23 protein-coding genes and 1 pseudogene are annotated in these 23,169 nt (G+C 63.2%); 19 read left to right on the top strand and 5 right to left on the bottom strand.

Annotated features, from left to right (window positions below):
- Positions 1-27: 27 nt before the first annotated feature.
- The 5 genes from tpiA to AB4097_RS03740 all read left to right on the top strand — a co-directional run bounded on the left by tpiA (position 28) and on the right by AB4097_RS03740 (position 4,493).
- Positions 28-795 (top strand): triose-phosphate isomerase, encoded by a 768-nt coding sequence (gene tpiA / locus AB4097_RS03760; RefSeq protein ID WP_442037270.1) that lies wholly within the window; start codon positions 28-30, stop codon positions 793-795.
- Positions 796-915: 120 nt separating this feature from the next.
- Positions 916-1,299: a preprotein translocase subunit SecG gene (gene secG, locus AB4097_RS03755; protein ID WP_442037269.1), complete on the top strand. Its 384-nt coding sequence runs from the start codon at positions 916-918 to the stop codon at positions 1,297-1,299.
- Between the two features lie 106 nt (positions 1,300-1,405).
- On the top strand, positions 1,406-3,034 hold the full coding sequence (locus AB4097_RS03750) for a CTP synthase (protein WP_442037268.1): 1,629 nt from the start codon (positions 1,406-1,408) through the stop codon (positions 3,032-3,034).
- A gap of 143 nt (positions 3,035-3,177) precedes the next feature.
- Entirely contained in the window at positions 3,178-4,041 is an 864-nt protein-coding gene (locus tag AB4097_RS03745) for a VOC family protein (RefSeq protein ID WP_442037267.1), read from the top strand.
- 23 nt (positions 4,042-4,064) lie between these two features.
- A complete protein-coding gene (locus AB4097_RS03740; RefSeq protein WP_442037266.1) occupies positions 4,065-4,493 on the top strand; it encodes a DUF350 domain-containing protein in 429 nt (142 codons plus the stop codon).
- Between the two features lie 14 nt (positions 4,494-4,507).
- Here the strand turns inward: AB4097_RS03740 and AB4097_RS03735 are convergent, their stop codons facing one another.
- Complete coding sequence (locus tag AB4097_RS03735) at positions 4,508-4,777, bottom strand: transcriptional regulator (protein ID WP_442037265.1); 270 nt, start codon at positions 4,775-4,777, stop codon at positions 4,508-4,510.
- A 262-nt stretch (positions 4,778-5,039) separates the two neighbouring features.
- On the opposite strand from AB4097_RS03735, the gene kdsA reads away from it, so the two are divergent.
- From kdsA to AB4097_RS03720, 3 genes are all read left to right on the top strand, one after another.
- Entirely contained in the window at positions 5,040-5,888 is an 849-nt protein-coding gene (gene kdsA, locus AB4097_RS03730; protein WP_442037264.1) for a 3-deoxy-8-phosphooctulonate synthase, read from the top strand.
- Positions 5,889-6,001: 113 nt separating this feature from the next.
- Complete coding sequence (locus AB4097_RS03725) at positions 6,002-7,180, top strand: MFS transporter (protein ID WP_442037263.1); 1,179 nt, start codon at positions 6,002-6,004, stop codon at positions 7,178-7,180.
- Between the two features lie 47 nt (positions 7,181-7,227).
- Complete coding sequence (locus AB4097_RS03720) at positions 7,228-7,752, top strand: DUF305 domain-containing protein (RefSeq protein ID WP_442037262.1); 525 nt, start codon at positions 7,228-7,230, stop codon at positions 7,750-7,752.
- Position 7,753: 1 nt separating this feature from the next.
- Here AB4097_RS03720 and queF read toward each other — a convergent pair whose 3' ends face one another.
- Positions 7,754-8,203, bottom strand: a complete 450-nt coding sequence (queF, locus tag AB4097_RS03715; protein WP_442037261.1) for a preQ(1) synthase — start codon at positions 8,201-8,203, stop codon at positions 7,754-7,756.
- A gap of 144 nt (positions 8,204-8,347) precedes the next feature.
- On the opposite strand from queF, the gene eno reads away from it, so the two are divergent.
- From eno to AB4097_RS03670, 9 genes are all read left to right on the top strand, one after another.
- Entirely contained in the window at positions 8,348-9,631 is a 1,284-nt protein-coding gene (gene eno / locus AB4097_RS03710) for a phosphopyruvate hydratase (RefSeq protein WP_442037260.1), read from the top strand.
- Between the two features lie 225 nt (positions 9,632-9,856).
- The gene (locus tag AB4097_RS03705; RefSeq protein WP_442037259.1) at positions 9,857-10,171 is read left to right on the top strand and encodes an FtsB family cell division protein; all 315 of its coding nucleotides are present in this window, start codon (positions 9,857-9,859) and stop codon (positions 10,169-10,171) included.
- Between the two features lie 172 nt (positions 10,172-10,343).
- Complete coding sequence (pdhA, locus tag AB4097_RS03700) at positions 10,344-11,405, top strand: pyruvate dehydrogenase (acetyl-transferring) E1 component subunit alpha (protein ID WP_442037258.1); 1,062 nt, start codon at positions 10,344-10,346, stop codon at positions 11,403-11,405.
- 60 nt (positions 11,406-11,465) lie between these two features.
- Positions 11,466-12,917, top strand: a complete 1,452-nt coding sequence (locus tag AB4097_RS03695; RefSeq protein ID WP_442037257.1) for a pyruvate dehydrogenase complex E1 component subunit beta — start codon at positions 11,466-11,468, stop codon at positions 12,915-12,917.
- Positions 12,918-12,921: 4 nt separating this feature from the next.
- Positions 12,922-13,218, top strand: a complete 297-nt coding sequence (locus tag AB4097_RS03690) for a DUF5076 domain-containing protein (RefSeq protein WP_009491179.1) — start codon at positions 12,922-12,924, stop codon at positions 13,216-13,218.
- Positions 13,219-13,247: 29 nt separating this feature from the next.
- A complete protein-coding gene (locus AB4097_RS03685; RefSeq protein WP_442037256.1) occupies positions 13,248-14,669 on the top strand; it encodes a pyruvate dehydrogenase complex dihydrolipoamide acetyltransferase in 1,422 nt (473 codons plus the stop codon).
- A gap of 110 nt (positions 14,670-14,779) precedes the next feature.
- Positions 14,780-16,219: a dihydrolipoyl dehydrogenase gene (gene lpdA / locus AB4097_RS03680; protein WP_442037255.1), complete on the top strand. Its 1,440-nt coding sequence runs from the start codon at positions 14,780-14,782 to the stop codon at positions 16,217-16,219.
- Between the two features lie 237 nt (positions 16,220-16,456).
- A complete protein-coding gene (locus AB4097_RS03675) occupies positions 16,457-17,416 on the top strand; it encodes a diguanylate cyclase (protein ID WP_442037254.1) in 960 nt (319 codons plus the stop codon).
- 176 nt (positions 17,417-17,592) lie between these two features.
- The gene (locus AB4097_RS03670; protein ID WP_442037253.1) at positions 17,593-18,927 is read left to right on the top strand and encodes a dicarboxylate/amino acid:cation symporter; all 1,335 of its coding nucleotides are present in this window, start codon (positions 17,593-17,595) and stop codon (positions 18,925-18,927) included.
- A 7-nt stretch (positions 18,928-18,934) separates the two neighbouring features.
- On the opposite strand, the gene AB4097_RS03665 is transcribed toward AB4097_RS03670, so the two are convergent.
- The gene (locus tag AB4097_RS03665; protein WP_442037252.1) at positions 18,935-19,852 is read right to left on the bottom strand and encodes a DMT family transporter; all 918 of its coding nucleotides are present in this window, start codon (positions 19,850-19,852) and stop codon (positions 18,935-18,937) included.
- A gap of 152 nt (positions 19,853-20,004) precedes the next feature.
- Between AB4097_RS03665 and AB4097_RS03660 the strand changes: the two genes are divergently transcribed.
- Entirely contained in the window at positions 20,005-21,363 is a 1,359-nt protein-coding gene (locus AB4097_RS03660) for an aminotransferase-like domain-containing protein (RefSeq protein ID WP_442037251.1), read from the top strand.
- A 30-nt stretch (positions 21,364-21,393) separates the two neighbouring features.
- A complete protein-coding gene (locus AB4097_RS03655) occupies positions 21,394-21,852 on the top strand; it encodes a GFA family protein (RefSeq protein WP_442037250.1) in 459 nt (152 codons plus the stop codon).
- A 144-nt stretch (positions 21,853-21,996) separates the two neighbouring features.
- Here the strand turns inward: AB4097_RS03655 and AB4097_RS03650 are convergent, their stop codons facing one another.
- Complete coding sequence (locus AB4097_RS03650) at positions 21,997-22,341, bottom strand: hypothetical protein (protein WP_442037249.1); 345 nt, start codon at positions 22,339-22,341, stop codon at positions 21,997-21,999.
- 64 nt (positions 22,342-22,405) lie between these two features.
- A pseudogene (locus AB4097_RS03645) lies at positions 22,406-23,020 on the bottom strand (IS630 family transposase); the annotation flags it as partial.
- Positions 23,021-23,169: the final 149 nt, after the last annotated feature.

Raw genomic sequence — 23,169 nt, 5'->3', positions numbered from 1 at the left:
TATCCAAGCGTGACAGGAGAGCCGTGAATGAGCGTCGATAGGCCGCGCCCGCTGGTGGCGGGAAACTGGAAGATGAACGGATTGAAGAGTTCGGCCAAGGTTCTGACCGAAATTCACGCCGGTTACACGCCCGGCCTGAAAGCCAAGGTCGACCTTGCCGTCTGCCCACCGGCGACGCTTCTCTCCCTCTTTGCTAATGAATCGGTCGGCTCCCGCGTGGCCATCGGCGGCCAGGATTGCCATTCCAAGGAATCGGGAGCCTTCACGGGCGATCTCTCGGCCGAGATGCTCGCCGATGTCGGCGCGACTTACGTGATCGTCGGTCATTCCGAGCGCCGCCAGTACCACAAGGAAAAGGACCAGGATGTCTGCGCCAAGGCGGTGGCGGCCCACCGGGCCGGCCTGACTGCCATCGTGTGCGTCGGCGAGACACGCGAGGAGCGCGAATCCGGCAAGACCCTCGCTGTCGTCCGCAAGCAGCTGCGCGGCTCGATTCCGGCCGAATCGAACAGCCTCAACCTCGTGGTTGCTTATGAGCCCGTCTGGGCCATCGGCACCGGATTGACGCCGACGGTCGCGGACGTGGCGGAAGTGCACGCCCTGATCCGGGACGAGCTGCGCCGCCTCGTCGGCAAGGCGGACGCGCCCAAGGTGCGGATCCTCTATGGCGGCTCCGTCAAACCCTCAAATGCGGCCGAGCTCATGGCGGTGGAGAACGTCAACGGTGCGTTGGTCGGCGGCGCCAGCCTCGTGGCGGCCGATTTCCTCGCCATCGCTGGCGCGTATCTCGGCTAACTGAGAAAAGGCAGCTTGCAGGTCTTTGATCCTGCGCCCACCTATGCTACAGGCCGCCGCAACGAACGGATTGCGAGCGGCTGACGCCTTGTGCGCAGCCGCTTGAGGTTTTTGAAAACGATGCAAACAGTTCTCATCATTATCCACCTGGTCATCGTGCTCGCCCTGATCGGCGTGGTTCTCCTGCAGCGCTCCGAGGGCGGCGGCATGGGTCTCGGCGGCGGAGGCGGGGGCGGCGTTTCCGGCTTCATGACCGGTCGCGGCCAAGCCAACGCGCTGACCCGCGCGACGGCGATCCTGGCGGGCCTCTTCTTCGTGACCAGCATCGCGCTGACCGTCATGGCGACCTCGACCCGGGCTCCGCGTTCGATTCTCGATCGCGCTGCGCCGACGGCTCCCGCGCCGGGCCAGCAGGCTCCGGCGGCTCCCCAGGGAGGCAACGTGCTCGAACAGCTGCAACGCCTCCAGGGCGACCAGCCGGCGCCCGCAGCGCCTCAGCAGTAAGTGAAAAACCAGGGCCGGTCCTCCGGCCCTCTCTTTTTGTGGATGGGTTTCGGGTCACGCAGTTCGCGATTGCGAATCGGCGCCCGATCTTTATGGATAGGGGTCCATGACGCGGTACGTATTCATCACCGGCGGCGTGGTGTCTTCGCTCGGCAAGGGTCTGGCTTCGGCGGCCCTGGGAGCGCTTCTCCAAGCACGCGGCTACAAGGTTCGGCTTCGCAAGCTCGACCCATATCTCAACGTCGATCCGGGGACGATGAGTCCCTACCAGCACGGCGAGGTCTTCGTGACCGACGACGGCGCTGAAACCGATCTGGATCTCGGGCATTACGAGCGCTTCACCGGGGTTCCGGCCACCAAGGCCGACAACATCACCACTGGGCGTATCTACCTCGACATCATCACCAAGGAGCGGCGCGGCGACTATCTTGGCGCCACCATCCAGGTGATCCCGCACGTCACCAACGCCATCAAGGACTTCGTGCTCACGGGCAACGAGGGCTTCGATTTCGTTTTGGTCGAGATCGGCGGCACCGTCGGCGACATCGAAGGCCTGCCGTTCTTCGAGGCCATCCGCCAGCTCGGCAACGACCTGGAGCGGGGACAGGCGATCTACGTCCACCTGACGCTGCTGCCGTTCATCCCGTCCGCAGGCGAGCTGAAGACCAAGCCGACCCAGCACTCGGTGGCGGAGCTGCGCTCCATCGGCATCCAGCCCGACATCCTGCTCTGCCGCACCGATCGCGAGATCCCGAAGGACGAGCGGCGCAAGCTCGCCCTGTTCTGCAACGTGCGCGAGACGGCGGTGATCGAGGCGCGGGACGCCCGCTCGATCTACGACGTTCCGCTCGCCTATCACGAAGCCGGGCTCGACAGCGAGGTCCTGGCGGCCTTCGGCCTCGACAGCTCAAAGACGCCGGATCTCTCCCGCTGGACCACCATCTCCGGGCGTGTCCACAACCCGGAGGGCGAGGTCACCATTGCCGTCGTCGGCAAGTATACCGGCCTCAAGGATGCCTATAAGTCCCTGATCGAGGCCCTTCACCACGGCGGCATCGCCAACCAGGTGAAGGTGAACCTGGAATGGATCGAGAGCGAGATCTTCGAGCACGAGGATCCGGCGCCGTTCCTGGAAGGCATCCACGGCATCATGGTGCCCGGCGGCTTCGGCCAGCGCGGCGCCGAGGGCAAGATCCGGGCAGCCCGCTTCGCCCGCGAGCGCAAGGTCCCATATTTCGGCATCTGCTTCGGCATGCAGATGGCGGTTATCGAGGCGGCCCGTTCGCTTGCCGGGATCAAGGATGCCAGCTCGACGGAGTTCGGTCCCACCTCCGAGCCGGTCGTCGGCCTGATGACCGAGTGGCTGCGCGGCAACGAGCTGGAAAAGCGCGCCTCCGGTGGCGATCTCGGCGGCACCATGCGGCTTGGGGCCTATCAGGCCTCGCTCAAGCCCGGCAGCAAGGTGTCCGAGATCTACGGCGGCACGGAAATTTCCGAGCGTCACCGGCACCGATACGAGGTCAATATGACCTACCGCGACCAGCTGGAGCAGAAGGGTCTGCGCTTCTCGGGCGTCTCGCCCGACGGCATCCTGCCGGAGATCGTGGAATACGAGGACCATCCCTGGTTCATCGGCGTCCAGTATCACCCGGAGCTGAAGTCCCGCCCGTTCGAGCCGCACCCGCTTTTCAAGAGCTTCATCCATGCGGCCGTGGAGCAGAGCCGGCTGGTTTGAGCAGTTGCGCCGTGATGGAATCACCGGCCTCGAGCCGGTGATTTCCTTTTGAGCCCAGGTCTCATCTGGTCACAAATGCGGTCCATCCTGGCCAAATCCAGATTCGTGCCTAAGTCTATGCTCTCGCTACAGGAAAGAGCCCGATGACCCGCCGGATCGACCATCTCGTTGTTGCCGTCCAAGACCTCGATCAAGCCGGGAGTTTCTATCGACGTCTCGGCTTCCAGGTCGGCGCCCGCAACCGCCATCCCTGGGGCACGGAGAACCGGATCGTCCAGCTCCCCGGGTCCTTCATCGAGCTGATCACAATCGGCGAGGGGGCGGCGATTGCGCCTCACCGGGCAAGCACCTTCAGCTTCGGCGCCTTCGTCCAGGATTATCTCAGAGTTCGCGAGGGCCTCGCCATGCTCGTCCTCGACAGCCAGAATGCCGAGACGGATGCGGCTCTGTTCGCGCAGAAGGGCATCGGGTCGTTCGAGCCGTTCCATTTCGAGCGCAGCGGGCGGCGTCCCGACGGCAGCGAAACGAAGGTTGCTTTCACCCTAGCCTTCGCCTCGGCCCAAGATTCTCCGAAGGCCGGATTCTTCGTCTGCCAGCAGCACTTTCCGGAAAATTTCTGGAATCCGGAATTCCAGCGTCATGGCAACGGGGCGACGCAGATTTCGTCGGTCACCCTGGCGGCGCCCGACCCGGAGCGGCTTCGTGCATTCCTCACCGCCTTCACGGGCGTGCAGCCGGCGAGCCCCGATGGAGACGATCTGTCCTTCCGGTTGGGCGACAGCCACATCGACGTGCTCACGCCCGACGACGCGGCCGAGAACTATGGTTCGGTGGAGGCCGAGCTCGATCAGCCGTCCTTCGTAGCCTTCGCGGTTCGCGTGGAGGACATCCACGCCCACGCGAAGTGGCTGGACGCGGCCGAGATTCCCTACCAGCATATCGGCAGCCGGCTGATCGTGCCGGCGAGCGCGGCGTTCGGCGTCGCGATCGCCTTCGAGCCAACGTAATATTAACCATGATCCCCTAGACGATGGAAAACATCGTGTGGGGACTGATCGTGGCTTCATCTCTGGCGGGCTTGGCCGACTTCCTGATTTTCTTCGTACTCGCCGTCGCCCTGGTGGGTCTTTATCTGGCGGTCTACACACTCGCGACCATGCACAATGAATTCGCGCTGATCCGCGAGAACGTGATTTCCGCGGCAACAGCCCTTGGATTCAGCCTCGTTGGCTTCGCCCTTCCGCTGGCAAGCGCCATCGTCCACGCCCAGACCATCGTCGATTGCCTCGTATGGGGCCTCGTTGCCTTGGCCGTGCAGATTCTCGTCTACTGGCTGGTGCGCATCGCCATGCCGAACCTGTCCCAGCGCATCGCCGGGGGCGAAATGGCGGCTGCCCTTTTCCTCGGCGCAGCGTCTCTCGCCGCCGGAATCATCAACGCGGCGGCGATGACGTTCTGAAAACGGATTCAGGATCAGTCGCCCGCCTCGACCATGCGGGCGAACTGAACGGCCTCCGCCCGCAAGGCCGGGGGCACCAGCATCGGATTCTTGTGCCGCACGGCGTAGAGCATGGCGATCCGCTCGATCGCCCGGAGATAAAGATCCGGGATCTCGCTCTCGCCCCATTCGAAGGCCTGATAGTCGCGCAGATTCAGATCGATCTCATGAGCCATTTTGCTCTGGGTAAAGCCGAGAGCCGTTCTGAGAGCTACGAGCTCGTGCACCTTGTTCTGTTCGGACATAGGAGCGCCCCCAAGCGCTACGAAGTGGTTGTGCGATCCGGTTCAGGATCGTCTCAAGGTTAATTTTCTCAATATTTCCATGCGGATAGGAGCATGTTTTAGAGCTTCCCCAAAGTAAATCGATCTTTGGTCGGAAGGAAATGTCCTTCCCAGCTCTTGGTTAAGGGCGGGACCAGCCGCCATCCTTTGCCGCCTGTCGGGCGAAGACGTGCCATGCACATCGTCGCTTTGCTTGATGCCGCAGACAGGCTAGAGACGGCGCATGACCGATACCAACCAGCATCCTGCCATCGTCGAGGCCGGCAACGTCCGCTTCGGCAATCATCTGCCGCTCAGCATCATTGCCGGGCCCTGCGCCATGGAAAGCCGCGAGCACGCGCTCGAGATGGCGGCCGCGCTCAAGGAAATAACGGGAAAGCTGGGTCTTGGCCTCGTCTACAAGTCGTCCTTCGACAAGGCGAACCGCACGTCGATCTCCAGCGCGCGCGGCATCGGGCTGGACAAGGCGCTTGCCATCTTCGCCGAGGTGAAGGAGACCTACGGCCTGCCGGTGATCACCGATGTGCATGAGAACGACCAATGCGCAAAGGTCGGCGAGGTGGTCGACATCCTGCAGATCCCTGCCTTCCTCTGCCGCCAGACGGATCTTCTCGTCGCCGCCGCCAAGACGGGCCGAGTCGTCAACGTGAAGAAGGGGCAGTTCCTGGCTCCGTGGGACATGGCCAATGTCGCGGCTAAGGTGACAGGTGCCGGCAATCCCAACGTGATGCTCACGGAGCGCGGCGCCTCCTTCGGCTACAATACCCTCGTGTCCGACATGCGCTCCCTGCCGATCATGGCCGAGACGGGCGCTCCGGTGATCTTCGACGCCACCCATTCCGTGCAGCAGCCCGGCGGCAAGGGCACGACCTCCGGCGGCCAGCGGGAATACGTGCCGGTGCTCGCGCGCGCCGCCGTCGCGGTCGGCGTGGCGGGTGTCTTCATCGAGACTCACCAGGATCCCGACAAGGCACCGTCGGACGGCCCCAACATGGTACCGCTGAGGGAACTCGAAGGATTACTCGCGCAACTGATGGCGTTCGATGCCTTGGCGAAGGGCAGGGCGGCATAGGCTGTTTCCATGCCTTTTCAGGAGGGCAGGTTTGCACTTCTGCCGCTCGATTAGCTTCGCCGCCGTGGTAAGGAGCTTAGGCTCCCTTTCCGGCTACAAGCGCTAAAAACTCGATGTCCTCCCGCAACCTGATCCTAATCCTCGCCACCAGCGGCTTCGCGAGCACCTTTTCCGGCCGCGCGGTTGAGCCGATGGTCGGGATCATTGCCCGGGATCTTGGCTCGACCCCGCAGACCATAGCGCTCCTGTCGGCCGCCTTCGCGCTGCCTTATGCGTTCATCCAGCCGGTGCTGGGACCTATCGGCGACGCGCTCGGCAAGGAGCGCGTCATGAAAGTGGCGCTGTCGATTCTCTTCCTGGCTTTGGCCTGTTCCGTATTCGCCCCCGATGCGGCGACGCTCTTCACTCTGCGCATCATCGCCGGCGCGGCTGCGGGGGGCGCGGTGCCGCTTTCCATCGCACTGATCGGAGACCGGGTCGAAATGGAACGGCGGCAGATTGCTCTGAGCCGCTATCTGGTGGCCGTCATCATCGGCCAGCTCGCGGGCTCCTCGCTCGCAGGTCTGCTGGCGCAATTCATCGGTTGGCGCGGCGTGTTCGGCCTGTCCACCATCATGATGGCGCTGGCGCTGACCGCCACCGTCCTCGGCTTCCGAAGCACTCTGCCGGGCAGACAGTTCGACCCGAGAACGGCGATCCTGCGCTACCGGAGCATCCTGTCCAATCCGCGCGCGCTGTTTCTCTTCGGCTCGGTCTTCGTCGAAGCGATCGCCCTGTTCGGCATCTTTCCCTATATTGCACCTCTGCTGGAGGCGCGGGGCGGGGGCGGGGCGGCCGAAGCGGGTTTCGCCATCGGCGGGTTCGCCCTCGGGGGGCTGGTCTATTCCGCGCTCGTGACCTGGATGCTGAGGCGGCTCGGAATCGGCAGGATCCTTCTAGGGGGAGGTTTCTTCGCCGGAGCCGCGCTCCTCGTCCTTGGACTCGGCGGCGACTGGAAGCTCGACGCCGCGGCCCTGCTGCTCATGGGCCTCGGCTTCTACATGCTCCACAACACCTTCCAGGCCCAGGTGACGGAAGTGGCGCCCGGCGCGCGCGCCTCGGCTGTCGCGCTCCATGCCTTCTCGTTCTTCTGCGGACAGGCGCTCGGCGTCGTGCTGATGGGCTTCGGCTTGCGGAACATCGGCCTTGCGGCCTCCACGGCCGTCGCCGCGCTGATCATCGTCTGCGTCGGCGTGATGGCGGCCACCGTTCTCGGCCGGTCTTCCAAGCCGGCCGGAGCCGCGAAACAATAAGGCGGCCGATCCGTTTGCCCGTGTGAAACCACACGGGATCGGTGACGATGAGCTATGCACGTTTCGGCGCCATGATCGTGACTTCCACGATCGTCATGTTCGGCCTGATGTACCTGAATACCTATGCGCTGGACCACGTCTTCTATAGCCAGACGCGGACCTGGATGGCCCTTGTCATGGGGGCCGCGATGGCCATCGTCATGCTCGGCTTCATGTGGTCCATGTACGGGAACAAAGTCGCCAACGTGGCGATTCTGGCGGCCAGCGCCGTCATCTTTGCCGGAGCCTTGTGGCTGGTCCGAAGCCAGGAGACCGTCAGCGATGTCTCCTACATGAAGGCGATGATCCCCCATCACTCCATCGCGATCATGACCAGCGAGCGCGCTCATATCCGGGATCCGCGGGTGAGGCTGCTCGCGGATCGCATCATCGAGGCCCAGGTCCGTGAGATCGACGAAATGAAGATGCTGACTGCCGATCTCGAACGGAAGCCGGTGGCGAGCGGCTCCCCCGATCTGCCTTCTTATCGGGAGCGGGGAGCCCCGCCGCCCCCTCCAGCCAGGCAGGACTGACTCAGCGGGCGCGATAAGGCGCGACGCCCTGATCGGGCAGCCACAGATTCTTCGGCAGCTCGCCGGTCTGCCAGAACACGTCGATGGGAATGCCGCCACGCGGATACCAGTAGCCGCCGATCCGCAGATAGCGGGGCTCCAGCAGGCCCGCGAGGCGCTTGCCGATGGCGACCGTGCAATCCTCGTGGAAGGCGCCATGGTTGCGGAAGCTGTGCATGTAGAGCTTGAGCGACTTCGATTCGATGAGCCAGGAGCCCGGCACGTAGTCGATCACCAGAATGGCGAAATCCGGCTGGCCCGTGACCGGGCAGAGGGAGGTGAACTCCGGCACGGTGAAGCGGGCGAGATAATCGGTATCGGTATGCGGGTTCGGCACCCGGTCGAGCTGCGCTTCCTCAGGGGATTGAGGCTGGGCGGAGGCATGGCCGAGCTGGAGGGTGGTTTCCGTCATGGGAATTGACCTTGGATCGAGTGGGAAAGCTCTCGCCGTCCTTGCTCACATGGGCGTTTCGGTCAATAAGCCAATTCATGACGTGAGGCCGCACCCGTCCGTTATGGCGGAAAGGGCGGCACTTCAGCCAGCAGGAGCCTGCCCATGACCGCGATTATCGACGTTTTCGCCCGCCAGATCCTCGACAGCCGGGGCAATCCCACGGTCGAGGTGGATGTGACCCTCGAGGACGGATCCATGGGCCGTGCGGCCGTTCCGTCGGGCGCCTCTACAGGCGCCCATGAGGCGGTCGAGCTCCGCGACGGCGACAAGTCGGTCTATCTCGGCAAGGGCGTGCTCAAGGCGATCGATGCGGTCAACAACGAGATCCTGGACGCCATCGGCGGCATGGATGCGGAAGAGCAGGTCGCCATCGATGAGACCATGATCGAGCTCGACGGCACCCCGAACAAGGCCCGTCTCGGCGCCAACGCCATCCTGGGCGTGTCCCTCGCGGTCGCCAAGGCGGCCGCCGAGGCTTCGACCCTGCCGCTCTACCGCTACGTGGGCGGCACGCAGGCCCGGGTCCTGCCGGTGCCGATGATGAACATCATCAATGGCGGCGCCCACGCGGACAACCCCATCGACTTTCAGGAATTCATGATCCTGCCGGTCGGCGCGCCGACGCTCTCCGAGGCGGTGCGCATGGGCGCCGAGGTGTTCCACACCTTGAAGAAGGCCCTGAAGGACGCCGGCCACAACACGAATGTGGGCGACGAGGGCGGCTTCGCCCCGAATCTGCCTTCCGCCGAGGCGGCCCTCGATTTCATCATGAAGTCTATCGAGCAGGCGGGCTACAAGCCAGGCACCGACATGGTGATCGGACTCGACTGCGCGGCCACCGAGTTCTTCAAGGGTGGCGCTTACGTGTATGAAGGCACGGGCCAGAAGCTGAACCCGCAGCAACAGGCCGAGTATCTGGCCAAGCTCGTCTCCGCCTATCCCATCGCGACCATCGAGGATGGCATGTCCGAGGACGATTGGGAGGGCTGGAAGGCGGTGACCGACCTCATCGGCTCCAAGTGCCAGCTCGTTGGCGACGACCTCTTCGTCACCAACGTGAACCGCCTCTCGCAGGGCATCAAGAAGGGCGTGGCCAACTCGCTGCTCGTGAAAGTGAACCAGATCGGCTCGCTCACCGAGACGCTCGCGGCCGTCGACATGGCCCACCGCGCCGGTTACACCGCCGTCATGTCCCACCGCTCGGGCGAGACGGAGGATTCCACCATCGCTGACCTTGCCGTCGCGACGAATTGCGGACAGATCAAGACCGGCTCGCTCGCCCGCTCCGACAGACTGGCCAAGTACAACCAGCTCATCCGCATCGAGGAGGAGCTGGGCTCGCAGGCCGTCTATGCGGGCAGGGCGGCGCTGAAGGCTTTGGCGTAAGAGCGAGTTATATCACTGCATTGAGAGAGCCGCCGCAAGGCGGCTTTTTCTTTGCCCACTCGCGGGTCGTGGCCGAGCCTGAAACCGGCCATCTCGATCGTCTGGAGCGCGGCGCTTTTCGGATCAGGATCATCGGCACAAGAGCTTTGATGACGTTGAGGAGGAGGGATGTCAGGCCTCAAATTCTAACGCCTCCTTAACCATGCCGAGGTAAGACTCTGCCGCATGGTGATCCGCAGACGCGCACGACGATTTCTGATTCCGCTGGTGCTCTACAGCATCTCGGCGGGGGTGGCGGCTTATTTCGTGCACCACGCCCATAGCGGCGCGCGGGGCATCGAGGCTCAGCAGAAATATGAGGCACAGGTGGCCGAACTTTCCTTGGAGCTCGATGGTTTAAAGACCCAGCGCTCCGAGTGGGAGCGTCGCATCGCCTTGCTTCGGAGCGATCAGATCGACCGGGATCTGCTCGAAGAGCGGGCGCGCGTAATGTTAGGACGTGTGCACAAGAACGACCTCGTGATCATCACGGGACCATAATTAACAATAACTTAAAAGTTCTGCTTAACTCAAATTCAGTTGATTAAGAATTTTGCAGCAATGCCAAGGGCTTACTCGTTTCATTGTGCAGCGCAAAACACCTTTTGGGCCTCTCGATTTCCGATTCCGTCTGCGCTACAACTTTCGTCGAGGAAACCCTTCGGAGGACCCGATGGCTGTTGCTGCCCGCAAGGCGGGCCGTGCCGGTGCTGGCACGGCTAACAAGATTACTTCCGGTAAAGGCTCCAATCGTGGAGCGGCCCCCAACTCCCCACAATTCGACAAGACCCAGGACCTGTCCGCCTATAACGACATGCTGTTGATCCGGCGTTTCGAGGAGAAGTCCGGCCAGATGTACGGCATGGGCCTGATCGGCGGTTTCTGCCACCTCTATATCGGCCAGGAGGCCGTGGTCGTCGGCATGCAGATGGCGACGAAGGACGGTGATCAGGTGATCACGGGTTACCGCGATCACGGTCACATGCTGGCCTGCGGCATGGACGCCAGGGGCGTCATGGCCGAGCTCACGGGGCGCCGCGGCGGCCTGTCGAAGGGCAAGGGCGGGTCCATGCACATGTTCTCCAAGGAGAAGCATTTCTATGGCGGCCACGGCATCGTCGGCGCGCAGGTGTCGCTCGGCACCGGCATCGCGTTCGCGAACCATTATCGCGAGAACGGCAATGTCTGCCTCACTTATTTCGGCGACGGCGCGGCCAACCAGGGCCAGGTCTACGAGAGCTTCAACATGGCGGCGCTGTGGAAGCTGCCGGTCGTCTACGTGATCGAGAACAACCGCTACGCCATGGGCACGGCGGTGACCCGCGCTTCGGCACAGACCGATTTCTCGAAGCGTGGCCTGTCCTTCGGCATTCCCGGCGAGCAGGTGGACGGCATGGACGTCCGCGCGGTCTACGCCGCCGGCCAGCGCGCCATCGAGCATGCCCGCTCCGGCAAGGGCCCGTACATCCTCGAGATGCAGACCTACCGCTATCGCGGCCACTCCATGTCCGACCCGGCGAAGTACCGCACGAAGGACGAAGTGACCCGCATGCGCGAAGAATACGATCCAATCGAGCAGGTGCGCCGTCGTCTGCTGGAGAGCTGGAAACTGTCGGAAGACGAGCTTAAGGCCATCGACAGCAAGGTGCGCGAGATCGTCAACGAGGCGGCCGAGTTCGCCACGCACGATCCGGAGCCCGATCCGGCCGAGCTCTACACGGACATCCTCCTCTAAGCGGCGTGCGTAAGCGCCGCTCCCCATTTTCGCCTTAGCGACAATCAACACGAGTCTTTCATGGCGATCGATATTCTCATGCCTGCCCTCTCGCCCACCATGGAGCAGGGCAAACTGGCCAAGTGGCTGAAAAAAGAAGGCGATCAGGTCAAGCCCGGCGACGTGCTGGCCGAGATCGAGACCGACAAGGCGACCATGGAGGTCGAGGCGATCGACGAAGGCGTCCTCGCCAAGATCCTGGTCTCCGACGGCACCGACAACGTCGCGGTGAACACCCCCATCGCGATTCTCGCCGGCGAGGGAGAGGACGTGTCCGCCGCCGCCTCGTCGGCGAAGGCACCCGCCGCTCCGGCGCAGGAAGCTCAGCCTGCTCCGACGCCCGACATGCAGCGGGAAGGGATGGCCGACCGTCCGTCGCCCGACTCGATCCCTGGCACCGACGTGACTCCCGTGGCTGAGCCGGCGGCTCCCTCGGTCATTACCAACCGCACGTCCTACAACGCCATGGCCGAAATCCCGGAGGGCACAGAGCTGGTCAACATGACCGTCCGCGAGGCCCTGCGCGACGCCATGGCCGAGGAAATGCGCAAGGACGACAAGGTCTTCGTCATGGGCGAAGAGGTGGCCGAGTACCAGGGCGCCTACAAGGTCACTCAAGGGTTGCTGCAGGAGTTCGGCGCGAAGCGCGTCATCGACACGCCGATCACCGAGCACGGCTTCGCCGGCGTCGGCGTCGGCTCGGCGTTCACGGGCCTGCGTCCCGTCGTCGAGTTCATGACATTCAACTTCGCCATGCAGGCGATCGACCAGATCATCAACTCGGCGGCCAAGACCCTCTACATGTCCGGCGGCCAGCTCGGCGCGCCCATCGTGTTCCGCGGCCCGAACGGTGCCGCCGCCCGCGTGGGTGCGCAGCACAGCCAGGACTTCGCCGCCTGGTATTCGCAGATCCCGGGCCTCAAGGTCGTGTCGCCTTACACGGCGTCCGACGCGAAGGGCCTGCTCAAGAGTGCCATCCGCGATCCGAACCCGGTGGTGTTCCTGGAGAACGAGATCCTCTACGGCCAGTCCTTCCCGGTGCCGAAGCTCGACGACTTCACCGTGCCGATCGGCAAGGCGCGCATCCATCGCGAGGGCAAGGATGTCACCATCGTGTCCTTCTCCATCGGCATGACCTATGCGCTCAAGGCCGCGGAGGAACTGGCCAAGGAAGGCATCGAGGCCGAGGTCATCGACCTGCGCACGATCCGCCCCATGGACACCGACACCATCGTGGCTTCGGTCATGAAGACCGGCCGCTGCGTCACGGTGGAAGAGGGCTACCCGCAATCGGGCGTCGGCGCCGAGATCGCCATGCGCATCATGGAGAACGCGTTCGACTATCTTGACGCTCCGGTGGTTCGCGTCACCGGCAAGGACGTGCCCATGCCCTACGCGGCCAATCTCGAGAAGCTCGCGCTTCCGTCGGTGGCCGAGGTCGTGCAGGCGGCGAAGGCCGTTTGCTACAGGTGACATCATGACTGAACGGAAATTCGAAGCCCTCAACGTTCCGCCTGACGCCCTTGAAAAGGGCGGCGTCGAGATCCTGAGGGCTTCGGTGGTCGACGGGGCGGTGAGCATCGCGCTGCGCCGCGCCTTCGACGATCCGTTCACCTGGGGCGTGCTCCTGGTGGACCTTGCCCGTCACGCCGCACGTGTCTATGCCATGGAAACGGAGTTCTCCGAGGAGGAGGCTCTCGCCGAAATTACCGCCGGCATCCAGGCCGAGCTGGACGATCCGAGCGATCCGGGCTCGACGCAGGCGATCAACTAAAACCATTCAAGTCAGGATCCATCAACGCCATGCCCATCAATATCCTGATGCCCGCCCTGTCTCCCACCATGGAAAAGGGCAACCTTGCCAAGTGGCTGAAGAAGGAAGGCGACACGGTGAAGTCCGGCGATGTCATCGCCGAGATCGAGACCGACAAGGCCACCATGGAAGTGGAAGCCGTCGACGAGGGAATCCTCGCCAAGATCGTCGTTCCCGAAGGCACGGCGGACGTGCCGGTCAACCAGCTCATCGCGCTGATCGCCGGCGAGGGCGAGGATCCGAAGAGCATCACGGCTCCGGCCGCAGGTGATACTTCTCCGGTGCCTGCGCCGAAGGCAGAAGCCGCACCCGCGCCAGTTGCTCCCGCAGCCGAATCCCAGCCGCAGGCCAACACCGTTCCAGGCGACGCCTCGGCTCACATGAGCTACGCGCGCGTCGACCAAGCGCCCGCCGGTCCCGCTCAGGCCGCCAAGCCCAATGGGGCAGGGCAGGCATCCGGAAACCGCGTCTTCGCCTCACCGCTCGCCAAGCGCATCGCCCGGGAGGCCGGGGTCGACATCGCATCGGTCCAGGGCACCGGCCCGCATGGCCGCATCGTCGAGAAGGACGTTCGCTCCGCTCTCCAGGGTGGGGGCGCCAAACCTGCCGCGGCTCCCACAGCTGCTCCTGCGCCGGCCGCGAAGCCCGCAGCGCCGCAGCTTGCGCCAAGCATGGGGGCCGATCAGGTCAAGGCCATGTTCGAGGTGGGCTCCTACGAGGAAGTGCCCCTCGACGGCATGCGCAAGACCATCGCCAAGCGCCTCGTCGAGTCCAAGCAGACGGTGCCGCACTTCTACCTGTCGCTGGATTGCGAGCTCGACGCGCTGATGGCGCTTCGCGAGCAGATCAACAACGCGGCCGGCAAGGACAAGGACGGCAAGCCCGCCTACAAGCTCTCGGTGAACGACTTCGTCATCAAGGCCCTCGCCATCGCGCTCCAGCGCGTGCCGAACGCCAATGCGGTCTGGGCCGAGGACCGCATCCTGAAGATGAAGCATTCGGACGTGGGCGTGGCGGTTGCCATTGAGGGCGGATTGTTCACACCGGTCGTGCGCAAGGCGGAAACCAAAACGCTCACCGCTATCTCCGCCGAGGTGAAGGACATGGCGGGCCGCGCCCGCACCCGCCGCCTGAAGCCCGAAGAATATAGCGGCGGCTCCACGGCGGTGTCCAACCTCGGCATGTTCGGCATCAAGAACTTCCAGGCCGTCATCAACCCGCCACAGGGCACGATCCTGGCGGTCGGCGCCGGTGAGCAGCGGGTCGTGGTGAAGAACGGCGCTCCCGCCGTTGTCCAGGCCATGACCGTGACGCTCTCCTGCGATCACCGCGTGGTCGACGGCGCACTCGGCGCGGAACTGCTGGCAGCGTTCAAGCAGCTCATCGAAAGCCCGATGGGAATGCTGGTTTAAACGATCGACGTCATGGCCGGCCTCATGCCGGCCATCCACGCCTTTTCAACGCCCGGCACACGAAGACGTGGATGCCTGGGCCAAGCCCGGGCATGACGGGGGACAATTCCATGGCAAACCAATACGACATCATCGTCATCGGCGGCGGGCCGGGGGGCTATGTGGCGGCGATCCGCGCCGCGCAGCTCGGGTTCAAGACCGCGGTCGTCGAGCGCGAGCATCTGGGCGGCATCTGTCTCAACTGGGGCTGCATCCCGACCAAGGCGCTGCTGCGCTCAGCTGAGATCTACCACTACATGGAGCACGCCAAGGATTACGGCCTGTCGGCTCAAGGGATCGGATTCGATGCTGCAGCCATCGTCAACCGCTCGCGCGGAGTCTCCGGGCGTCTCAACGGCGGCGTCGGCATGCTGCTCAAGAAGAACAAGGTCGACGTGATCTGGGGCGAGGCCTCCATCTCCAAGCCCGGCGAGGTCGTGGTCACGGCGCCGAAGAAACCCGCCATGCAGCCGCAGAACCCGGTGCCGAAGGGCGTGCTGGAGCCCGGCACCTACCAGGCCAAGAACATCATCGTCGCCACGGGCGCACGGCCCCGCGCGTTGCCCGGCATCGAGCCGGACGGCAAGCTGATCTGGACCTATTTCGAGGCCATGGTGCCGCCCGCCATGCCGAAGTCTCTCATCGTCATGGGCTCCGGCGCCATCGGCATCGAGTTCGCCTCCTTCTACCGCACCATGGGCGTGGAGGTGACGGTGGTCGAGGTGATGCCGCAGATCCTGCCCGTCGAGGACGCCGAGATCGCGGCCCTTGCCCGCAAGCGCTTCGAGAAGCAGGGCATGAAGATCCTGTCGGGCGCCAAGGTCACGAAGGTGGAGAAGGGCGCGAACTCCATCACGGCCACTATCGACGACGGCAAGGGCGGCACGCAGACGATCACCGCCGACCGGATGATCTCCGCCGTCGGCGTCGTCGGCAACATCGAGAATCTCGGCCTCGAGAAGCTCGGGGTGAAGATCGAGCGCGGCGTCGTCGTCACGGACGGCCTCGGCCGCACCAACGTGCCGGGCATCTACGCCATCGGCGACGTGGCAGGGCCGCCGATGCTCGCGCACAAGGCCGAGCATGAGGGCGTGATCTGCGTCGAGACCATCAAGGGCCTGCACACGCACGCCATGGACAAGGCCAAGATCCCGGGCTGCACCTATTGCAACCCGCAGATCGCCTCCGTGGGTCTCACCGAGGCCAAGGCGAAGGAGCAGGGTTACGACATCCGCGTCGGCCGTTTCCCGTTCATCGGCAACGGCAAGGCGATTGCCCTGGGCGAGCCGGACGGCCTCGTGAAGACGATCTTCGACAAGAAGACCGGCCAGCTGTTGGGCGCCCACATGGTCGGCGCGGAAGTCACCGAGCTGATCCAGGGCTTCGTGATCGCCATGAATCTGGAGACCACCGAAGAAGAGCTGATCCATGCGGTCTTCCCGCATCCGACCTTGTCGGAGACCATGCACGAGAGTGTGCTGGATGCCTATGACCGGGTAATCCACATCTGAGTGGATTGACACGAAGCCTGATAATTTCAAGCCACGCAGCTTGACCTTGCCTTGGCCGGCCAGCTCAACCGAGCTCGCCGGCCGGTCTGTTCGCGCCCCGCTGATGCCTTCTGTCTGCCAAGCGATTGCCTGGAATAGCCTTTTGGATGGGCCGCTTGGGTGCCACGGAATAATGTATATTTGAGGTTCTATAAGGCTGCAGCTAGTGTGCCTTAGCTTGGTCTCTCCGAGTAGCTCATGAGTCATTTTGTTTCAAAGCTGGATGACGAAACTCTCCGATGCTTGGTGGGAGCCCTCGACGAGAGCGGCCAAGCGGTTTCCATCTATGACGCGGACGATAATCTCCGCTACGCCAACAAGACCTACCAGAGCATGTTCCTGGAGGGATACGAAGGCCCGTTCACGTTTACGGAGATCCTTCGCTACGGCGCCAGAAACGGCATCGGGGTCAGGATCGACGACGGCGATGTCGAGGCTCTGATCGCAAGAACCTTGCCCCGACGCCGGAGCGTATCGCGGAAATCGTTCGAAAGCGATCTGCTGGACGGACGATGGTTCTGGATAGACCATACGATCCTGCCGAATGGATGGCTTCTCACTGTGGCGGCGGACATTACATCCCTCAAGCACAACGAGAAGACCTTGCGGCAGGCGCACAACGCGGCCGTGCTTGCATCCCGGACGGATCTGCTCACAGGCCTGCCGAACCGCCGTCACATCCTGGAACTGCTCGACGAGGCCCTGGTCGGAAGCGCACCATCAGGCCCAAGCCTGTGCGTCACCATGATCGACATCGACCGCTTCAAGGACATCAACGACACCCACGGACACGATGCGGGCGACGCGGTCCTTCGCCATTTCGCCTCGGTTTTCCGGGAGAAGCTCGGCAGGCATGAATTTATTGGTCGAATGGGTGGCGAAGAATTCCTCGTCGTCCTTCTGAACACAGGTTTGATCGATGCGGCCCGGCTCATCGAACAGGTCAGGCAGGAATGCGCCGGGGGAGGGCGTCGGAACGGCGACGTTGCCCAATCCTATTCCTTCAGTGCCGGCCTGGTCGAAGCCTACCCGGGGGATGACCGGCATACCATTCTCAATCGTGCGGACCGTGCCTTGTATACCGCCAAACGACAGGGCCGGAACCGCACCAAGCTTGGTCTTCAGAGGGAGAATCCTACGGATTCTGCCGACGAGTAGGGTGGGAAAGGTCCTCCCGTCAAAAGGGTGATCGGGGTGTGCGCGCCGTCCCGACACTTCCCGTGGACCCAAGGTGAGTTACAGGAATTAACAGTCAGGAGCTGCTCGGACGATCCGGCTGCGTCGTTTCCGAACGATGACGGCCACCCGCGCCATCGGTGTGTCAGGAGGCGGCGATGACAAGCGTTGCAGTGAGAGACCAACTCGAAGTCACGCGGCCTCGCAAGAAGCCCTGGTACAAGGTTCTCTACATCCAGGTGCTGATCGCGATCTTCCTCGGCATCCTGGTGGGATGGCTCTTCCCGGATCTGGCCAAGAACGATTGGGTCAAGGCTCTCGGCGACGGTTTCATCAAGCTGATCAAGATGGTCATCGCGCCGATCATCTTCTGCACGGTGGTGTCCGGCATCGCCCATATCCAGGACGCCAAGAAGGTGGGGCGTGTCGGCATCAAGGCCCTGGTCTATTTCGAGGTCGTCTCGACCTTCGCGCTCATCATCGGTCTTCTGGTCGGCAATATCGTGAAGCCTGGCGCTGGCTTTGCCGCCAACGCGGATCCCACAGCGGTGGCCACTTATGCCAAGCAGGCTGCCGAGCAGAAGCCTGTGGATTTCGTCCTGCACATCATTCCCGACAGCGTGGTCGGGGCTTTCGCGCAGGGTGACATTCTCCAGGTACTCCTGTTCGCGATCCTGTTCGGCTTTGCGTTGCTCGTTTTGGGAGAGCGCGGTGCGACGGTGCGCAATTTCATCGACGACGTGGCGCATGCGATGTTTGGCGTCATCGCCATCGTCATGAAGGCTGCTCCCATTGGGGCCTTCGGTGCCATGGCCTATACCATCGGACGTTACGGTCCCTCAGCCCTGGGAAACCTCTTTGGCCTGATCGTGACCTTCTATGCCACGGCGGCCCTGTTCATCTTCGGCGTGCTCGGCGTGATTGCGAGGATCGCCGGCTTCAGCATCTTCAAGTTCATCGGCTACATCAAGGACGAGCTTCTGATCGTGCTCGGCACGAGTTCATCCGAGAGCGCATTGCCGCAGCTCATGGAAAAGCTCGAACGACTCGGCTGCTCGAAATCGGTCGTCGGTCTCGTGGTCCCCACGGGCTATTCCTTCAACCTCGACGGCACCAACATCTACATGACGCTCGCGACCCTGTTCATCGCGCAGGCGCTTGGCTACGACCTCACGCTCAGCCAGCAACTCACCATCCTCCTGGTGGCGCTGCTCACCTCGAAGGGCGCTAGTGGTGTCACAGGCGCGGGCTTCATCACGCTTGCGGCGACATTGGCCGTGGTGAACCCGGCCCTTGTGCCTGGAATGGCTGTCCTTCTTGGCATCGACAAGTTCATGAGCGAGGTGCGCGCACTCACCAACATCACCGGCAACGGCGTTGCGGCCATCATTGTGGCCTGGTGGGAAGGCGAGCTCGATCGCGAAAAGCTCAATGCAGGGCTCAACCGGCAGATCGATCCGTCCGACATTGAGACAGCCGTGACAACTGATTGAGCACAGGTCAGGAGCGTATGCCCGCTCCGATCTTCGACAGGATCGTGACACCCGTTCGATCCGGCCTCGCGAACTGCTTAGCGCCTGCCACACAGAGGATTACTCCGAGAGTGACGGCGATCATCGGCCACCCGACGGCTTCGTTCAGGAGAACGGACGAGAGGGCGAGGCCGAAGAAGGGCTGAAGGAGCTGCAGCTGCCCGACACCCGCGATTCCGCCGAGCGCCAGACCGCGATACCAGAAGACGAAGCCGATCAGCATGGAGAACAGGGACACATAGGCGAGCCCCAGCCAGGCATGAAGGCCGATTCCGGTCCAAGAGGAGGGTAGGGTGAGAAGCGTCAGCCCAACCATGAAGGGCAGGGACAGCACCAGTGCCCAGGAGATGACCTGCCACCCTCCGAGACGCCGGGCGAGCGTCGCACCCTCAGCATAGCCGAGGCCGCAGAGCAGAACCGCCGCCACCATCAGGAGGTCGCCAACCGGCGAGACGGAGACGCCCTGGACCAGAGCGAACCCTGCCACAAGGCATCCACCGATCCCGGAGAAGATCCAGAAGGCAGGCCTGGGCCGCTCGTTGCCGCGCACGACGCCGAAGATGGCTGTGGCCAGGGGCAGGAGGCCGATGAAGACGATGGAATGGGCTGCGGTAACGTGCTGAAGGGCCAGTGCCGTCAACAACGGAAACCCCACCACCACGCCAAGGGCCACGATGGTGAGCGGCAGGAGATCGCGGCGCGCTGGCCGCGGTTGGCGCAGGGCAAGAAGAAGCGCTGCGCCGAGCAGACCCGCGATAGAGGCGCGCACCACGGTCAGAAACAGAGGATCGAGATCGGCCACAGCGATGCGGGTCGCCGGGAGGGAGCCGCTGAAGATCAGCACCCCGATAAAACCACTGATCCAGCCTTCCGTCGCCTTGTCCATGCGTACTCCTCCGATAGGCCAATTTCAGCCGAGCAGGATCGCTTTTCCAGAGACACTGCAGTACAGTTGATCCAAACTGTTATGGAAAGAAGGGCATTACAGTGGGCGATCTTTCTGCCGCCGGAACGAACGGTACGCTCGTCGAGAGGGTCATGATCTCGATTCGAGGGCAGATCGCTCGCCGCTCCCTGACACCTGGCGCGAAGCTCCCGTCGATCCGCGCCGTCGCACGAACCATGCAGGTGTCCAAATCCACCGTCGTGGAAGCTTACGACCGTTTGGCCGCGGAAGGCGTGATCCGCTCCCGGCCCGGCTCAGGTTTCTACAGTGCCGCACCGCTGGCGCCCCTGTCGCTGACGGAGCTCGCACCGCGTCTAGACCGGGCCATTGATCCGTTCTGGGTCTCGCGGCAATCCCTGGAGGCGAAGGACGAGGTGCTCAAGCCCGGCTGCGGCTGGCTCCCGAGCGCCTGGATGCCCGAAGCGGAGACGCGACGCGCCCTGCGCAGCCTTGCGCGAACGAAGGACATGGCTGCTCTCACCGATTATGGCACGCCGCTCGGTTTAGCGTCCCTGCGCCAGTTCCTCTCTCGGCGCATGGCAGAGCAGGGGTTCGAAGCGCGGCCCGACCAGATCCTGCTGACGGATTCCGGTACGCAGGCAATCGACCTCGTGTGCCGGCTCCTTATACAACCCGGCGACGTCGTCCTCGTCGACGACCCATGCTATTTCAACTTCCTCGCTCTATTGCGTGCGCAGCAGGCCCGTGTCGTCGGCGTTCCCTATACGCCGAGCGGGCCGAATCTTGATTTGTTCGAGCAGGCGCTCGCCCGGCATCGACCGCGCCTCTACATCACGAATTCCGGGCTGCACAACCCAACCGGGGCCTCGCTCTCCGCCGGCACGGCGCACAAGCTCCTCAAGCTCGCAGAGGACCACGATCTGATCGTCATCGAAGACGACATCTTCGCCGATTTCGAAATCGAGTCTGCTGCCCGCCTCGCGGTTCTCGACGGCCTCGATCGCGTCGTGCGGATCGGAAGCTTTTCGAAAACCCTCTCGGCCGCCTTCCGCTGCGGCTACATCGCGGCGCGCCCGGATTGGATCGACAACCTGACGGATCTGCGCATCGCCACCGGCTTCGCGAGCTGTCGGCTGTCGGAGGAACTCGTCTTCTCCGTCCTAGGCAGCAGCGGCTACCGAAAATACCTGGAAGCGCTGCGCATGCGCCTCGGCAGAGCCATGTTGGGGACGGCTGCGCGCCTGCAATCCCTCGGCCTCGAACCTTGGGTTACACCGAAAGCCGGTATGCTGCTCTGGTGCAAGCTCTCGGATGGTCTCGACGCTGCCGACGTAGCGCGCTACGCGTTGAACGAAGGTGTCGTGCTCGCACCCGGAAACGTATTCAGCGCCTCGCAGACAGCCTCTGGCTTTATGCGCTTCAACGTGGCTCAATGCGTGGATGACAGGATTTTTGCCGTGATCGAAAAGGCGATGAGACAGGCTGCGTGAGACGGGAGCGGTTGGGAGGGCAATACCGTGATGGAACGTGACGAGATACGGAACGGGCAATGCCGGTGCGCTCGGGTGAGTTTTCGCCTCAGAGGCGCGCCTATCGTCACCATGGCCTGTCACTGCACCGGTTGCCAGCGCATGACCGCGAGCGCCTTCTCGTTGAGCGTCCTGTATCCGAGCGAGAATTTCGAAGTCGTGCAGGGCGAGCCCGTGATCGGCGGCCTTCATGGCGCGACGCGCCACTTCTTTTGCGCCCATTGTAAGAGCTGGCTCTTCACGCGGCCCGAGGGCATGGACGAGTTCATCAACGTGCGCACCACCATGCTGGATGATGCTGCGGATTTCGCGCCCTTTATCGAAACCTGGACTCGCGAGAAGCTTCCCTGGGCGTCAACACCCGCTCCCTACAGTTTCGAGACGCTGCCGCCGATGGAGCTATATCCGGAGCTGGTCGCCCAATTCGCCAAGCGACGCGGCCTCTTCTGAGCAAACACGCAGCGGTGTCGGTTATTGGACCATTGCGTGCGGAAGCGCTAAGGTTGCCCCTGGTTTCGGCCGCGTTCCTCCAGGTTTTACGGCTCCTCTATCGTCCGGGGATTCAGTTCGTCGATCATCTCGGCGCGGCGGCCTTCATAGGTCCGGATCCCTCGCCGAAATTCCCTCGAGGCTGCTCCGGCTGGATCCATAAAAGACCGTTCCGCCGAGTGCGGCGGCGATGCCAACGACCAGAATAATGGCATCGAACCGAAGTAAGCCCAGGAGAGACGCCGCGAACAGAAGAATACCTAGCCCCACTGCCGCCTTCGCCACGACCATGCTCTTCCGGCACTGCTCCGCATCATCAGTTAAAGCATCTATTTCAGCCTCAAGGTCGGAGATTTGCTGGTGAAGGTTGGTCATGAAGCATTTCTGAGCGAGTTTGAGTTTTACATGCAGCTCAACATCCGAAGCTGCGAGCAGATTCCCTTGAACCATTGTTCAGTCCGAGTTGAGGCAGGTCAACCAACGTCTTGGCTTCCATCGTTAGAGCATCGGCTGTTCAGACGAATCCATAACCTGCGGCAGTGAAGTAGTTGCGGCATTCCTCAGCCTCGACCCCATCACAGATGTCCCCGATGGCCCGCCAGAGCGCGTCAAAGGTGCGGGCTTCGGCTTTGCGCAGGTGCGCCTTGATCTTAGCGAAGAGTTGCTCAATTGGATTCATGTCCGGACTGTACGGTGGCAGGAACAGGAACCAGGCGCCGCATTGCTTCAGACACTGCGCAGCTTTCTCACTCTTGTGCGCCGGCAGGTTGTCGAGGATCACCACGTCGCCCTTGGACAGCGTCGGAGCAAGCTGGGTCTCCACATAAGTCTCGAAGATCTGGCGGGTCATCGGCCCATCGATCACCCAAGGCGCCGTTAGACCATAGCAACGGAGCCCAGCCACAAAGGTCTGGGTCAGCCAGTGGCCGAATGGTGCCCTTGCATAAAGACGCTGCCCTTTCAGACAGCGGCCACGCAAGCGCGTCATCTTGGTCGAGGTGCCGGTCTCATCGAGAAACACCAGCCGGTGCGGCTCCCGGCGCATGCGCGGCTGGCGTTTCGTGTGCCAATGCTCGCGGGCTTGGCGCACGTCGGAGCGTTCTTGTTCGCTGGCCCGCAAAGTTTTTTTCTAGGACGGCAAAGCCGGCTGTCTGGTAGAGTGTGGTGGTGGGGGTCTTCTGTACCTGATGGGAGGTGCGGGATGACCAGACTCTCAGGGCGCCAGCCGCCGGAGCGCGAGCGGGTGCTGCGGCCCGCCTGTCGGCTGTGCCCGGCCTG

Source organism: Microvirga sp. 2MCAF35, assembly GCF_052115545.1.
Lineage (GTDB): Bacteria > Pseudomonadota > Alphaproteobacteria > Rhizobiales > Beijerinckiaceae > Microvirga.
This window is presented reverse-complemented; position numbering and strand designations above follow the sequence as displayed.

What these genes read in the sequence shown, in the direction of transcription:
- tpiA (WP_442037270.1), top strand. Translation starts at nt 28, where the DNA reads ATGAGCGTCGATAGGCCGCGCCCGCTGGTGGCGGGAAACTGGAAGATG.
- secG (WP_442037269.1), top strand. Translation starts at nt 916, where the DNA reads ATGCAAACAGTTCTCATCATTATCCACCTGGTCATCGTGCTCGCCCTG.
- AB4097_RS03750 (WP_442037268.1), top strand. Translation starts at nt 1,406, where the DNA reads ATGACGCGGTACGTATTCATCACCGGCGGCGTGGTGTCTTCGCTCGGC.
- AB4097_RS03745 (WP_442037267.1), top strand. Translation starts at nt 3,178, where the DNA reads ATGACCCGCCGGATCGACCATCTCGTTGTTGCCGTCCAAGACCTCGAT.
- AB4097_RS03740 (WP_442037266.1), top strand. Translation starts at nt 4,065, where the DNA reads ATGGAAAACATCGTGTGGGGACTGATCGTGGCTTCATCTCTGGCGGGC.
- AB4097_RS03735 (WP_442037265.1), bottom strand. Translation starts at nt 4,777, where the DNA reads ATGTCCGAACAGAACAAGGTGCACGAGCTCGTAGCTCTCAGAACGGCT.
- kdsA (WP_442037264.1), top strand. Translation starts at nt 5,040, where the DNA reads ATGACCGATACCAACCAGCATCCTGCCATCGTCGAGGCCGGCAACGTC.
- AB4097_RS03725 (WP_442037263.1), top strand. Translation starts at nt 6,002, where the DNA reads ATGTCCTCCCGCAACCTGATCCTAATCCTCGCCACCAGCGGCTTCGCG.
- AB4097_RS03720 (WP_442037262.1), top strand. Translation starts at nt 7,228, where the DNA reads ATGAGCTATGCACGTTTCGGCGCCATGATCGTGACTTCCACGATCGTC.
- queF (WP_442037261.1), bottom strand. Translation starts at nt 8,203, where the DNA reads ATGACGGAAACCACCCTCCAGCTCGGCCATGCCTCCGCCCAGCCTCAA.
- eno (WP_442037260.1), top strand. Translation starts at nt 8,348, where the DNA reads ATGACCGCGATTATCGACGTTTTCGCCCGCCAGATCCTCGACAGCCGG.
- AB4097_RS03705 (WP_442037259.1), top strand. Translation starts at nt 9,857, where the DNA reads ATGGTGATCCGCAGACGCGCACGACGATTTCTGATTCCGCTGGTGCTC.
- pdhA (WP_442037258.1), top strand. Translation starts at nt 10,344, where the DNA reads ATGGCTGTTGCTGCCCGCAAGGCGGGCCGTGCCGGTGCTGGCACGGCT.
- AB4097_RS03695 (WP_442037257.1), top strand. Translation starts at nt 11,466, where the DNA reads ATGGCGATCGATATTCTCATGCCTGCCCTCTCGCCCACCATGGAGCAG.
- AB4097_RS03690 (WP_009491179.1), top strand. Translation starts at nt 12,922, where the DNA reads ATGACTGAACGGAAATTCGAAGCCCTCAACGTTCCGCCTGACGCCCTT.
- AB4097_RS03685 (WP_442037256.1), top strand. Translation starts at nt 13,248, where the DNA reads ATGCCCATCAATATCCTGATGCCCGCCCTGTCTCCCACCATGGAAAAG.
- lpdA (WP_442037255.1), top strand. Translation starts at nt 14,780, where the DNA reads ATGGCAAACCAATACGACATCATCGTCATCGGCGGCGGGCCGGGGGGC.
- AB4097_RS03675 (WP_442037254.1), top strand. Translation starts at nt 16,457, where the DNA reads ATGAGTCATTTTGTTTCAAAGCTGGATGACGAAACTCTCCGATGCTTG.
- AB4097_RS03670 (WP_442037253.1), top strand. Translation starts at nt 17,593, where the DNA reads ATGACAAGCGTTGCAGTGAGAGACCAACTCGAAGTCACGCGGCCTCGC.
- AB4097_RS03665 (WP_442037252.1), bottom strand. Translation starts at nt 19,852, where the DNA reads ATGGACAAGGCGACGGAAGGCTGGATCAGTGGTTTTATCGGGGTGCTG.
- AB4097_RS03660 (WP_442037251.1), top strand. Translation starts at nt 20,005, where the DNA reads ATGATCTCGATTCGAGGGCAGATCGCTCGCCGCTCCCTGACACCTGGC.
- AB4097_RS03655 (WP_442037250.1), top strand. Translation starts at nt 21,394, where the DNA reads ATGGAACGTGACGAGATACGGAACGGGCAATGCCGGTGCGCTCGGGTG.
- AB4097_RS03650 (WP_442037249.1), bottom strand. Translation starts at nt 22,341, where the DNA reads ATGGTTCAAGGGAATCTGCTCGCAGCTTCGGATGTTGAGCTGCATGTA.